General features: G+C 63.0%; 13 protein-coding genes. 7 read left to right on the top strand and 6 right to left on the bottom strand.

Annotation, left to right across the window (positions count from 1 at the left end; genetic code table 11):
* Window positions 1–2: 2 nt before the first annotated feature.
* Complete coding sequence (locus tag ACZ415_RS07070) at window positions 3–632, bottom strand: hypothetical protein (protein WP_344705140.1); 630 nt, start codon at window positions 630–632, stop codon at window positions 3–5.
* A gap of 370 nt (window positions 633–1,002) precedes the next feature.
* Between ACZ415_RS07070 and ACZ415_RS07065 the strand changes: the two genes are divergently transcribed.
* The 7 genes from ACZ415_RS07065 (at window position 1,003) to ACZ415_RS07035 (ending at window position 6,875) form a co-directional block, all read left to right on the top strand.
* Window positions 1,003–1,647, top strand: a complete 645-nt coding sequence (locus tag ACZ415_RS07065; protein WP_344705141.1) for a DUF2201 family putative metallopeptidase — start codon at window positions 1,003–1,005, stop codon at window positions 1,645–1,647.
* Window positions 1,648–1,750: 103 nt separating this feature from the next.
* On the top strand, window positions 1,751–2,980 hold the full coding sequence (locus ACZ415_RS07060; protein ID WP_344705142.1) for a PcfJ domain-containing protein: 1,230 nt from the start codon (window positions 1,751–1,753) through the stop codon (window positions 2,978–2,980).
* Window positions 2,981–3,019: 39 nt separating this feature from the next.
* Window positions 3,020–3,529, top strand: a complete 510-nt coding sequence (locus ACZ415_RS07055) for an opioid growth factor receptor-related protein (protein ID WP_344705143.1) — start codon at window positions 3,020–3,022, stop codon at window positions 3,527–3,529.
* A 77-nt stretch (window positions 3,530–3,606) separates the two neighbouring features.
* A complete protein-coding gene (locus tag ACZ415_RS07050) occupies window positions 3,607–4,617 on the top strand; it encodes a helix-turn-helix transcriptional regulator (RefSeq protein ID WP_344705145.1) in 1,011 nt (336 codons plus the stop codon).
* 13 nt (window positions 4,618–4,630) lie between these two features.
* Window positions 4,631–5,815 carry a PDDEXK-like family protein gene (locus ACZ415_RS07045; RefSeq protein WP_344705146.1) on the top strand — a complete coding sequence of 395 codons (1,185 nt, stop codon included), beginning with the start codon at window positions 4,631–4,633 and terminating at the stop codon, window positions 5,813–5,815.
* 430 nt (window positions 5,816–6,245) lie between these two features.
* The gene (locus ACZ415_RS07040; protein ID WP_464387714.1) at window positions 6,246–6,500 is read left to right on the top strand and encodes an SHOCT domain-containing protein; all 255 of its coding nucleotides are present in this window, start codon (window positions 6,246–6,248) and stop codon (window positions 6,498–6,500) included.
* Window positions 6,501–6,539: 39 nt separating this feature from the next.
* Window positions 6,540–6,875, top strand: a complete 336-nt coding sequence (locus ACZ415_RS07035) for a cation transporter (protein ID WP_344705148.1) — start codon at window positions 6,540–6,542, stop codon at window positions 6,873–6,875.
* On the opposite strand, the gene ACZ415_RS07030 is transcribed toward ACZ415_RS07035, so the two are convergent.
* The 5 genes from ACZ415_RS07030 to ACZ415_RS07010 all read right to left on the bottom strand — a co-directional run bounded on the left by ACZ415_RS07030 (window position 6,872) and on the right by ACZ415_RS07010 (window position 13,271).
* Window positions 6,872–8,263 (bottom strand): NADH-quinone oxidoreductase subunit N, encoded by a 1,392-nt coding sequence (locus ACZ415_RS07030; protein ID WP_344705149.1) that lies wholly within the window; start codon window positions 8,261–8,263, stop codon window positions 6,872–6,874. The genes ACZ415_RS07035 and ACZ415_RS07030 overlap by 4 nt on opposite strands.
* Entirely contained in the window at window positions 8,263–9,210 is a 948-nt protein-coding gene (locus tag ACZ415_RS07025) for a complex I subunit 4 family protein (protein ID WP_464387779.1), read from the bottom strand. The genes ACZ415_RS07030 and ACZ415_RS07025 overlap by 1 nt, the downstream gene beginning before the upstream one ends.
* A 65-nt stretch (window positions 9,211–9,275) precedes the next feature.
* Window positions 9,276–10,718 carry an IS66 family transposase gene (tnpC, locus tag ACZ415_RS07020; RefSeq protein WP_464387713.1) on the bottom strand — a complete coding sequence of 481 codons (1,443 nt, stop codon included), beginning with the start codon at window positions 10,716–10,718 and terminating at the stop codon, window positions 9,276–9,278.
* Between the two features lie 66 nt (window positions 10,719–10,784).
* Window positions 10,785–11,318: a hypothetical protein gene (locus ACZ415_RS07015; protein ID WP_344704445.1), complete on the bottom strand. Its 534-nt coding sequence runs from the start codon at window positions 11,316–11,318 to the stop codon at window positions 10,785–10,787.
* 12 nt (window positions 11,319–11,330) lie between these two features.
* On the bottom strand, window positions 11,331–13,271 hold the full coding sequence (locus tag ACZ415_RS07010; RefSeq protein ID WP_344704443.1) for an NADH-quinone oxidoreductase subunit 5 family protein: 1,941 nt from the start codon (window positions 13,269–13,271) through the stop codon (window positions 11,331–11,333).

The raw sequence follows: 13,271 nt of genomic DNA, 5'->3' as shown, positions 1-13,271 counted from the left end.
GCTTATCCCTTGATTTCAAGGACGACAATTTGAAAGGCACGGCCGGCTACGAGTTCATGGTTACTATCGAGTGATGGCCCCAGCGGCTGCGAGTAAACCAGGTTGATATCCGTATCCCCCAAACCGTCCGCCTCAAGCGCAGTGTTCAGGCGCTCAAGCAAGCGGTCTGTCGTATCTTTTTCGGCTGGGCAGCGGCGCGTTAACACCAGGTAGTTGGTCTTGAGGCTATGACGCTCGGCCTGAGCCGAGACCTTGGCCAAACGCCTGATATCGGTGATCAAGCCGCGCATGGCATCGCCGCGCTTGAATTCAATAATATGCGCCGTTCTCCCTTTTTTGCCGGTATGAAGCACCAGGTCAAAACGCCCGTCAGAACGCAAGTCGGGATCTTGCAGCAGCTCCTCAATATCATCAGCGCGCATTTCGGAAGCTTCCAGAGTGCGCTTTACCGATGACTCAAGGCGGTAACCAAAATTGATGAAGTGCTCGGCAAAATAATCGGCCACCCGAACGGCCATAAAAAATTCGGGCATACGATTCAGAGAAGAAAGCGACAGGTTTTGCGCATCGTCATGAGCTGCCAGCAGAGCATCAATAATGGCGTTTATTCGATTGTTGGGTGATGACTTCATCTTGTTATCCTTAGAGTGGGCGAGCATAGGCGCTGAGTGTAACTTGCTCATTACTATGCATTCGTTACATCTTACACACACGCCCTCGAATCATCGCCCCAAACTTGTTCTTGTGCATGTGGCGATCGATAGTCGCCACCGCATTTTGCCGATGCGCGGCGGCTGTTGGATGAGCTTGCCAGTAATGGGCTGAGCTGCTGGGCACAAAAGGTCCGTGCGATTTCCTACGGGTTGTGACTGCCACCCTGAATCTGGAATATTCAGTGCAAAGATCGCTACGCCAGCCAAGCACCCGCCTCGCCTTACGACATGCTGTGTCGCATCAGCCCCGCATAATGTAGCCATCCACACTTCTGGAGGCTGCCGTTCTATGGCTCATATCGTTTCTTCGCCGCAAAAGTCCTCTACTGCTGAATCATCTCTATCGGAACGGGCCCAACAGGAACTATCCAAATGGCGCGAGGATCGCACGCATTGGCACGAGTGTTTTCCAGTCATAACAAAGCTTGCCGAGTGCCTGACGCTTACGCCGCTGGAAGGCATTCAGAACTTTACCGCAAGCACAGACGGACGCCGTCTGTTCTTTTGCCCTGCCCATAGCGCCACGCTAACCGACAAAGCGCGTCAATTTCTGCAGATGCATCTGCTTTGGCACTGCCTGGCCGGGCACCTAACCGCGCCGCTGGTGAATAGTCCCCACTGCTGGCACCTGGCCTGCGATCATGAGATCAACGCCCTGCTGCTGGCGCTTGACGTTGAACTGCCGTTAAGCGCAGTGCTGTTTCCCATCTGCTATGGCCAAAGCGCCTACCAGGTCTATCACTGGCTGGCCAATCATCCGGCGCCGCACACCGAGATTGCTCAAGATATACATCCAGCAGCGCTGTGGGCTTATCAAACTGCCCAACATACCTCGCCGGCACTGGCGACCCTGTGGCAGCGCCGAGCGCACTTGCTTGCTCGGGAAACAGCCACCCTGCCATCTGCAGTGGCTGGCTTTTGCGCGTCGCGCTAGCAAAATGCGACACACAATGCCGCACCTCGGTGATAGCCTAAGGGGTGCCGCAGCGCGCGACGCTGTTAACTCCACGGGGAACGGGGCGAGGCCGACAACCACAATGCTGACGATAACAAGGCTGGTCCCGGCATGGCTGACTCAGCGGCGCACGGTTCCCAAGCGCCAGCGGCAAACGCCGCGCATGCAAACGCTGGATGTTTCCCGGGCCGTGGGCTACCCGCTCACGCTGCACGTCGCCGCCTGGCGCTCAAAAACGCCTTTTGCCTGGCACAGCCTGCACGACGGCGAACCGCTGGCCCGGGGTGACTTTTTGTCTTCGCCCGGCATAGCGTGGGAGATGCTACAGACGCTGCAGGGCGATGAGCTGCTGGCCGGCGTACCGGCCGCCGTGCGCGCCGTGATGGACTGGGCGCCTTTTTTGGGCATCGAGCTGGCTCAGGCGTGCGGCCGGCTTGGCGCCGCGCGGGAACTGGCGGAAAGCTCGCCGCTGCTGCTGATTTTGCTGGTCGAACTCGGCACCCGGGAAGGCTGGACGCCGGAGAGGATGGCGCAGCAGTTGGCGCAAAAGCAGCCCGATCTGTGCCGCACGGCCGGGCTTCGTGGCACCAAATCCTGCGCCCGGCTTGTCAGACGCTGCCGGCTGCGCCCGTTGACCCGCGGCGAGCTGCCGGCTATACAACGCACCTTAAGCCATAACGGCAAACTGGCCGCGCTGCGCCACTATCCCTCCCTGCGCGTTGACCACCTGCTGTTTCTGGCCGATCTCGACGTCGCTCGCTGGCCGGGCCTGCCTGCCATGCTGGATGAGCTGCTGGCCTATCACGCTGACGGCCAGCGTCCGCCCGCGGGCAGCACCACACGGCTGACGCAGACCCTTCACGACGTGGAGCGAATGCTCGGCCCGAACGACCCGAGGCCCCGGCGCATTGATTCGCTGGCCGCGCTGAATCGTCTTCACAACCGGCTGGTCGCCCGCTTTAACAGGCCCCACCGCGGTATGGCGCAAGCGCCACACCCTATTACGCTGCTGCAGCAATACGGCCATTACCCGGCTCCGCCGCTGGCAGGCAGTGAGGACATTACCCCCATCCGCAGCTGGCACGAACTGCTGCAGGAAGGCCAAACCATGCAGCACTGTGTGGGGGCCTATCACGCTGCCGTGGCCGCGGAACAGGTGGCGATTTATCATCTGCGCGCCCCTGAGCCGGTCACCGTGGCGCTACGCCCCCAGGGCAGCGGCTGGGCGCTCAGCGAAGCCAGCGGCACGGCTAACGCAAGCCCCTCACCTGCTGCCATGGCTAAGCTTCAAGCCTGGCTTGCTCGAGCATAACGCCGGCCAATGCTTTCCACACACTGAGCAGGAGCCCGCATGGGACACGCACTTTCTTCTGTCACCGCCTTTTACCGCGGCGAGACCGGCGATCACCAGGGCCGCATGATCCAGGATATCTGGGCGCTTTCGCCGTTCTGGCTGGAACACACCCACGACTACGTGCAGTGGCTTTTTCCGCTGCCCGAGGCCAGCCGCTTCAATACGTTCGCCCCGCTGTTAAGCGCCGCCGACCGCCGCGCCTTCGCCGAAGACCCAACGCTGCGCGAGCGCCAGCGACGCTCACTGGATGTCATGCTGGCCTTTTTCGGGCTTTATCGCCGAGAGCAGCACATCGACGCACGGTCAGAGCTCAATATGCGAGAACATATCTGGCTCAAGCGCGGCGGCCACAACCATCTGCGGATTTCACGCATCATCCGCAGCCTGCACCTGTGCCACCAGCCCGAGCTGGCTGCTTCCTTTCAACAAGCAGTTATCAGGCTGGGCACCACGCAGGGCGTCGTCTCCGAACAGTCGCTGGCCTACTGGCGTCAGGCCAACCGTTAAACGCCGGCAGGCAGTCGATGCGCATTGCATCGCGGGATATACTGCGGCCCACTTTTTTGACGCATACCGGGACTTTCATGTCAGACCTTCGCGATACCCTGTTTCGTTACCTGACACTGCTGCAGCTGATTCCTCGCTACCCGGGGCGGGCGTCGACGCCGGTGCTGAAGGAAAAGCTGGCCGAGCGCGGTTTCAACATCGACACTCGTTCGCTGCAGCGCGACCTGCGCGATCGCCTGTCAATGCATTTTCCACTGACCTGCGACGACAGCCAAAAGCCCTACCGCTGGTACTTTGACCGGGAGTTTCAGTGCCACCTGCCGGCGCTGGACGTGCCCAGCGCACTGACGCTGGTATTGGCGGAAGAATACCTCAAGGGATTGCTGCCGCCGGTGGTGATCGGCCAGCTGGCTCCACAGTTTACCGATGCCCGGCGGCTTCTGGATGAGCTGCCGTCCAACGGGCTGAGCCGCTGGGCACAGAAGGTACGCGCCATTCCCAACGGCAAGGCGCTGATCCCGGCGGAGCTTGACGAGGCCGTCTGGCAAATCGTGACCGAGGCGCTGCTGACGCAAAAGGCCATCGACGTCACCTACCTCTCGCGCTCAAGCGAAAGCCAAAAGGCGCTCACCCTGCACCCGCAAGGGCTGGTCAGCCGCCACAGCGTGACCTACCTGCTGGCCACGGTGAACGACTACGCGGATATCCGTCAGTTTGCCCTGCACCGCATCAAGCACGCGGCCCTGAGCGACACGTCGTGGAACGCCCAGCCGCAGTTTGATATTGACGGCTATATTCAAGGCGGCGCATTTGGCTACCGGCAAGGGGAGCAAGAGGTCATCCTTCAGGCCGATATTGCCCGGCCGGTCGCCTGGCTGCTGCAGGAAACGCCGCTGGCCGAAGAGCAAAGCATCAAGCCACTGCCCAACACCGACTGGCAGCGGCTGACCGCCCGCGTGCCCGACGACCAGCAGACTCTATGGTGGCTGATGGGTATGGGGGCCAACGTCAAGGTGCTCGAACCCGCTGCCTGGCGCGAACAGCTGAAAGCCACCGCCGAGCAGGTGCTGGCACAGTATGCCGATTAACAAGGAAAGCTCCGTGTCATCTCACACCACTTTGCTGCACCTGGCGTCTCTTCTACGCCAGCGCTATGCACGCCGGCCGGATTTCAATCTGTTTACCACACTGCGAGGCGCAAGCGATGAAGTTCGCCTGCACTCGCGCTTTATCGCCGCCATGCTTGATCCACAGGCGCATGATTTGGGCCATGCCCCATTGCAGGAGCTGCTCAGCCACTGCGGTATCAGCGACTTTTCGCTGGAAGGAGTCAGGGTGGAATGCGAGCGCTGGAACATCGATATTCTGGTGACCAACACCCGCCGCCAGGCACTCTTCATCGAAAATAAAATCAACGCTGGCGACCAGCCCGAACAGCTGGTGCGCTACCACCAGCAGCTACAAACAAGCGGCTACCAGGAAATTCACGCCTGCTACTTGAGCCTTGACGGCGGCGATCCCAGCGCAAATAGCCTTGGCGATCTTCGTGAGCGTTCCTACGCAAGCTACACCGCGCTTGGCTACTACGCCGACATGGTTCCCTGGCTGAACAATCTACTGGGCCGTGCCGCCCTTGATCCGCCGCTGCGCGAAAGCCTCGCTCAGTATTGCCAGCTCATTTTGCAACTAACCGGACACGACATGAACAACGATCACCTGACGGCCCTGACAGAGACGCTGCTTCAGGGCGATAACCTTCAAAGCGCCCACGATATTCGCCTGGCTTACGATGAAGCGTTGGTCAACCTGCATGCCCGACTCTGGCGGCACCTGAAAACACGGATTGAGCAGCAGCATCCGGCCATGGCCGAGCAGCTTCACGCAGATTCCTGGAAAAATACAGCGCTGGACGGTTATTGCCGCGACTACGCCGAAAGACGCCGCGACAGCAAATACTTCGGCCTTTACTACCGCATACCGGGCTACGGCGAGGAAGCGTGCATCGGTATCGAGATAGAGGACGCGATTTACTGGGGCGTCTACTGCTGCAAGGACAGCGACCCCAAAAGCTATCATGCCATTTGCAAGCAGCTGGACGAGCATGGCCATGCCGGCAGCCGCAATGTCTACTGGCCCAGCTACCGCTATGGCCAACAGCCCATGACGTTTCGGACACCCAACGCCGACATGCTGGCCGTTTTATCGGACCCCGAACGCTTTGACGCACTGATCGCCACCATGGCGGATGAGTCAGCCCAGCTGTGGAACATTTGCCGACCACTTTGATATCGACAGCGTTGCTAACGGCCAGCCTTGTATGACTTCCCTCTCAGCTCTGCAGTCGCGTGCCCGATTCCCCCGTCCACGAGGCTGAGCCACAAAGCGCAGGGAATCGGCCAATTTTACCAAACGCGTCGACGATAGCTTCACGATTGCGTTAAACCACATGCCCCTGGCGGCGCGCGCAACGATGGCCTGTGACCAGCGCCGTGAAATGGCGCGTCATGCCAATGACGACACAGCGCTCGCTGCCTCAAGGTCAAAAAATGCCGTAAAAATCGTTTATCATTCTGTGACACCTTTAACGGCGTCATTTTGCGTAGCACCTCCCGCCTTCATGTTCAGCCCCATTTCACCTTGACCCGTGGGCCGCCCATGGATTTTACCCTTGAGCCGGAATCCATCGCCATACAGCCGATATCGAGGAGGTAACGCCATGTGGGGCAACATGATGACGCATATGGGAGGCCATAGCTGGGGGCACATGCTCCTGGGCGGCGCCATGATGGTGCTGTTCTGGGGCGGTGTTATTACGCTGGTGATTTTTCTTGTGCGCGGGCTGACGTCACGCCGCCGCCATACGGCTTCCCGGCCATCGTCCTCTGCCCTTGAGCTGCTGGAGCAGCGCTATGCCCGGGGTGAAATCGACAGGCAGGAGTACGAGGCGCGCCGCCGCGATCTCGAATCGTGACGGCCAGACACTACCGGCACAAAACGACAGGAGGCACTCATGTCTCGCAAACACCGTCTCGGCGTCAACGAGGCAACGCTGGTCACGCGGAAGCTACGGCTCACGCCCGGTCGTTTTCCCGACGTGCAAAAGGCCATCGCAGACATCGACCGGCTATACGGCCTGGACGGCGTGTCGTTTAACCGCCGCCGACAAACGCTGCGCCTGGCCTACGATGCCTCGCGCATCGGTATTGAGCGCGTCGAGGAAATACTTGCCAAGCACGACATGCACGTCAGCCGCGGGTGGTGGAACCGCACCCGGGCAAACCACTACCGCTTTGTGGATCAAAACATCAAGGACAACGCCGCCACGGAGCCCTGGAGCTGCCATTAGGGTGACAGCACTCCCAGCACCCACTCAAAGCCCAGGCTTGCCCCGAGCAAAACCGCCAGGGTGAGATAAAGCACCGCCCCGGACCCGCGGCCCAGCACGTGCACCTCGCCCCGGGGCTCCTTGAACACGGTCACGGCGATCACGCGCAGGTAGTAGTACAAAGACACCAGCGTGTTCAGGGCCGCCGCTGCGGCAAGCCAGGTATACCCCGCCGCGATGGTCACCTCGAACAGCAAAAACTTGCCGAAAAAGCCCACCAGCGGCGGAATGCCCACCAGCGACAGCAGCGCCACCGCCAGCGCGGCGGTGACCAGCGGCCGACGGTAGGCCAGGCCGTGGTAGTCCTCGATGGCCGTGCGCCCCCGCAGGTAGGTGACCACGGCAAACGCCAGCAGGTTGGCCAGCGCATAGGCCGCGAGGAACGCCAGCAAGGCCGCCTGGCCCCCCACGCCGCTTTGAATCACCACAATGGCCATCAGCATATAGCCGGACTGGGACACGCTCGACCAGCCCAAAAGCCGCCTTACGTCCGTCTGGGCAAGGGCTGCCAGGTTACCCAGCGTCATGGTAGCGACGGAAATCAGCGCAATCACCCCGGGCCACATCAGGGTGTCAGGCAACAGCGTGACAAAGCGGGCCAGCGCCACCGCCGCGCCGATCTTGGGAATCACGGTCAAAAACGCCGCCACCGGCGCCGGGGCCGCCTGGGCCACATCGGGCATCCAGGCGTGGGCCGGGGCCGCCCCGAGCTTGTAGGTTAACCCCGTGATGATGCAGACCACCGCAATGCTGAGCGCGAGGGTGTCGGTGCCGGCGTGAAAGACCTCGGCGGCCCGGGCGTAGTCGGTATCGCCCACCAGGCCGAATACAATCACCACGCCAATGGTCAGTAGCGCATTGGCCAGCGCGCCGATAAGAAAGTACTTCATCGCCGCTTCCAGCGCCGGGGTGAAGCCGCGATGGTAGGCCGCCAGCGGATAGCCGGCGGCGGAAGACAGCAGCACCCCGACCACCAGCTCCATGGCGTCGTGGGCGGACGCCATCATGATCGCGCCCAGCAGCGAAAACAGGCACAGCGCGTAATACTCGCCGTGGCGCGGATCGCTGCGCATCCAGTCCGGGGACAGCGCGACCGCCACCGCGGCGCTGAGAAGCATCAACAGCTTGGCGGCAACGGCCATGTCATCTATGACCCAGACGCCGGAAAACACCGGCCCCGCAGGCGCCTGCCACTGGGCGAATGTCCCGGCACCCGCCGCCAGCAGCGTGATAAGCGCCACCGCGGCGGCCCACGCCTGACGCTTACGCGGAACAAACGCGGCCAGCAGCACAATCGCCACTGCGCCCAGCAGCAGCGTGATTTCGGGGAGCAAATGACCCAGGGGCATCAGCGACCTCCGATCAGCAGCACGCCGGCGTTATCGATCACCTGCAGGAGAAAACCGGGATACACCCCGACAATCACCACTCCCAGGCCCAGCACGCTGAGCACCGTAAGCTCCGCGCGGTTGAGGTCCTTGAACTCGATTAACGCATCCGGCAGCTTGCCGAAAAACAGCCGGCGCAGCATATCCAGAAACAGCGCGGCGGTGACCAGAATCCCCACCACCGCCAGCACCGCAAGCCACGGGTAGACGGCAAAGGTGCCGGCAAAAATCTGAAACTCCGCGACAAAGCCCGCCAGCCCCGGCATGCCCAGGCTGGCAAACGCCAGCAGTACGGTCAGCCCGGCAAGCCTGGGCGCTCTGGACGCCAGGCCGCCGTAACCGTTCAGGTCGTAGCTGCCGGTGCGGTACCAGAAGCTGCCGCAGATCAGAAACAGCGCGCCGGTAATCAGCCCGTGGGCGACCATTTCCACCGTCGCCCCGGTAAGCGCCAGCTGCCTGGCCGCCAGGTTATCGCTGACGCTAGCGGCAATGGCGATGCCCAGCACCGTATAGCCCATGTGGTTGATGGAGGTATAGGCAATACGCCGCTTGAGATTCCCCTGACCCAGCGCCACCAGCGCCCCGTAAATAATCGCCACCAGCGCGATCGCCCCGACGACTAACGCATGGCGGGCAAACGTCTCCGGCAGCATCGCCAGCGGCAGGCGAATCATGCCGTAGGTGCCCATCTTCAGCAGCACGCCGGCCAGAATCGCCGAGGCCGGCCCCGGTGCGTCCACGTGGGCCTGGGGCAGCCAGGTATGCAGCGGTACCAGCGGCGTCTTTATCGCAAGCCCCAGCATCAGGCCAAAAAACACAAGCCCCGCATAGAGCCCGCCGCCGGCCAGCGGCTGCTGCTGGATAATCAGGCGCATATCAAAGCTGGGCGTCTCCAGCGAGAGATACAGGCCGATAATCCCCAGCAGCAGCGCCAGCGAGCCGGCAAAGGTAAACAGGAAGGTAACTATTTAGCTCATGCTGCCTGATCCAGCTCGTCCTCTCGCATGAAGGCAGGCACCTCACCGGCAAACAGTTGCTCCAGCGCCGTGTGCGCCGCCAGGCCCTGTTTAACGGCCGTCGAGAGGAAACTGCGCATCCGACAGAAGATCTCCGCCCCTTCCCACGAGCGGAAACAGCCCGAGATCTTCTGCTGGACCTTTGTCATCCGCAGGTCGCGCTCTCCCTGGTTGTTGGTGAAGGGAACGGCAGGATCCTCGAGGAAGCGCAGCACGTCATCCTCATACGCCCGGAGGCGTTCGAGCAGGTTGCGCGCTTTGGTGCGCCTGGTGCGCCCACGGGTTCCGGGGGGTGGCCTGGCCGGTGGCGGACATTCGGCCTCACCCTCCGCCAGGCAGTCCCGGTAGCGAACTCGCCAGCGCTGCGCCTCGTCTGCCGGGAGGCAGCCTCCCGCCTCATCGACGGCGCGATTCATGGCCAACAGCCGATCATGCAGCGACGTCGCCCAGGTTTGCTGGTCGTTGTCCCGGACGCCGGTCAGTTCGCGAAGGTGATGGGCATTGCACAGCGCGTGCCGGCAATCGTGGTAGCGGTAATAGGGCTTCCAATGATCATGCACCAGTACTCCCTGGACGTAAGGCAGGATGCCGATGGCGTCCATGGCCTCCTGGCCGCGCTTTGCATGAGGCGCCAGGTAGGTCAAGGCTTCATTCGAGGCGCAGTGCAGCCAGTAGCGCTTGCCACCGACCTGCATCCCGGTTTCATCGGCATGCACGGTAGCCGCTTCACGTAGCGCCGGGATCACCCACTCGGCAAAGGGCTCGGCTCGTCGGCAGGCCTCCTGGTTGAAGGCAAACAGGGTGCCGGTGCTCAGTGACAGGCCATACTGCGACGTCAGCAGCTCCCGAATGCGCGCATAAGGCAGCAGCTGGTATTGGGAGAGATAGACGGCATGCGCCTTGAGACGCGGGCCATACTGGATCGGGCGGGTCACGCCGTCGGGAAACGGCGCTACATGGCGTTGGCCCCGATCATCCTCCAGCACCTCGGCCTGGTACTCGGTCACCACCGACTGGATCACGATGTCCTGGACCTGACGCTTCTCAACGCCGACCGAGTGATACGCTCTCCCCTTGTTGGGCAGAGTGCGGCGATCGACGCGCAACGATACGACCTCATCCGGGTCGGTAACCGGCTCCAGCGTCCTGCCTTCGTGACCCGGTTGCCCGCCGGGGCGACGCTCGCCCTTTGCCCGGGAGCGGCGTTGGCGGTTGAGGTCCTGTGACGGCGGCTTGCTGCTATTGCGGCTGCTGGTCGCCAGCCGGTCCGCCATCAGCTTGACCAGCAGCATCAGGACGTCGATCGCGGCGCGCAGCGAAGGAGAGACCGTGCGGTCTTCCTTGAGCTGCTGCCGGACCCGCTCGAGGGCCTCGTCGACGTTGATATCTCTGATGGTCATGTTGCCTGCTGGGTGGGGGAGTCGAATGACGGTACTATGCCTGAAGGAACAGCGGGTTGGCGAGTCTCACCCGACGCCACCTGAATAGTTACACAGGAAGAACGTCAGCGCGGAGCGCTGGGGCCGGCCGTGCCCCCAGCGCCCAATGAGGAAGTACATGCCCACCAGGCTTAGATCAAAAAACACGTAAAACAGCAGCAGATCCAGCACCAGAAATACCGCCAGCGACGTGGCCATCAAGAACAGCATCCAGCCGTAATACTGATGCGCCGGCGCGGGCTGCGCGTCTTTTGGGGTATCCAGCGGGTAGGCAACGGCGGCGACAAAAATCAGCGCGCTCATGGTCACCACCGCCAGCGCGATGCCGTCGACCCCGACCCGATAGGCCACGCCGATGGACGGCACCCAGGGCACTTCCCATACGTGTTGAAAGAGCGGCCCGTCGGGATCGAAACCAAACCAGGCCACGACAAGAATCAGCAGCGCGGCAGCTGCTACCAGGGTGGCAAAGGCGCGGGCGCTGCGCGCCGTCCAGCCCGGGACAAAAGCCAGCAGCAACGCACCCAATAACGGTAAGCACCAGGCCAGGGTCAACATCACGGGGTTTGCTCCTTACAGCGCATCGCCGATTAACAGCAGGATCAATAAAACGGCAAAGCCGATGGCCATACCGGCGTAGTAATGATGGGTCTGCCCGGACTGGGTTTGACGCGCGCGGCCGCCGCCGCGATTGGCCAGCCGGGAAAGGGTTTCGGGCAGCCGTTCCGACAGGGCTTCGCCGGCGGTCGCGCCGAACGCAGCTATCCGGGTCACCGCCGACGCGCTGCCGTGCAGGCTGGCCTCGACGCCCTCCGCATCGCGCCGGGCCAGAGCAGCGGCGGCGCGGGATGCCTGCCCGGAGAGCCGCAGGGTGGCGCTTTCCAGCACGTCGCGATCAAACCGCGCCAGGCCGCTGCTCAGCGCCACCACGGCGGTGCCCACGCCGCGCGTCAGGGGCTCAAGCCCCCACCAGCCACGGGCGAGGCGCACCCAGCCTTTTTGCCCGCGGGGACGGCCTCGCTGCACCAGCGCCGCGCCAAGACCAATGCCCGCTACCGCCAGCGCAAGCGATACGCCCAGCAGCCAGAGGTGGCTTTCCGCCAGCGCCCACGCCGGCGGCTGCAGCCAGCGCCGAGCCTCGGGCCACCACAAAAGGGAAAGCCCCAGGGTCAGCGCGCAGAGCGCACCCAGCGCCACACCCTCAAGCCGGCGAGTGCCTGAAAGCGATGACGCGCGCCGCCGGGCACGCCAGCCGCGAACGGGGCCAAACGCCGCCAGCTGAAAGCGCGTGGCGTACATGGCACTCAGCCCCCCGGCCAGCAGCACCCCAGCCGCCAGCCACGGCGAGGCGGCATAGGCCGCCGAGACGATTTGCTCCTTGGTCCAGGCCGCCCCCAGCGGCACCATGCCGGCTAGCGCCAGGGCGAAGGTGCCGCTAATCAAAGCGATCATCGGCAGGCGATCCCCCAGGCGCATGTCGTCAAGCTGATAGCTCTGAACCTTGCGCTCGGCCACGCCGGTGGTTAAAAACAGGCCGGCCTTGAAAAAGCCGTGGCTCAAGAAATGCAGCAGCGCCACGCCGGGGAACCCGGCGCCGATGGCCACCCACATCAGCCCGTACTGGGCCGAGGTCGACGCGGCCAGCAGCCGCTTGGCATGGCCCTGCATCAGGCTTGTCACGCCGCCCAAAAGCGCCGTTGCCAGCCCGATCAGCATAGTGGCCGGCATCAGCCACGCCACCTCCGCCAGCAGCGGCTGAAGCCGCGCCAGCAGGTACATGCCGGCGGCCACCAGCGTGGCGGCATGGAGCAGCGCCGACACCGACACCGGGCCGGCCATCGCAGCAAACAGCCAGGCAGAGAACGGCACCTGGGCCGACTTGGCCACGGCGGCGAGCAGAATGCCCGCCGCGGCCACCTGCAGCAGGCCGCCGTCCAGTTCGGCCAGCTGCTGATAGTCAAAGCTGCCGCTGCCCGCGAACACGGCTGCGGCGGCGATATACAGCCCCAGATCGCCAAAGCGCGTGACCAGAAAGACCTGAGCGGCGTTTTTCACCGTGTCGCCGCTCTGCCAGCGGTGAAGCACAAGCGCCCAGGAACAGGCCCCGATCAGCTCCCAGGCCACCAGCAGGGTGAGCAGATCCCGGGCCAGCACCAGCATCTCCATGGCCCCCACAAAGGCCACCATGATTGCCAGCAGCCGGCCCAGCGGGGCGCGCTCGTGGGCACCGGCGAACAGCACCACCGGAAGCGCCATAAGAGGGATCGCCAGCGCCATGAATTGACTCGCCGGTGTCAGCCCCACCTTCAGCGCCAGCGCGGCGTTCAGCGTGTAGCTGCCCTGCCATGGCTGAATGCTCCCCGGGATCAGCGTGCCCGCAACGATCGTGGCGATAGTTGCCACCAAAGCGAGCAGCGCCAGCAGCGTGACGCCCACCCGCCCTTCTCGGCGGCCGACAAGGTAGATCAGCGGTGCCATGAGCACCGGCAGTAACGGGGCAATCCACAGCATCAT

This window comes from Halomonas cibimaris (assembly GCF_055379665.1).
Note: the sequence above shows the minus strand (reverse complement) of the source record. Positions and strands in the feature narration are given on the sequence as shown.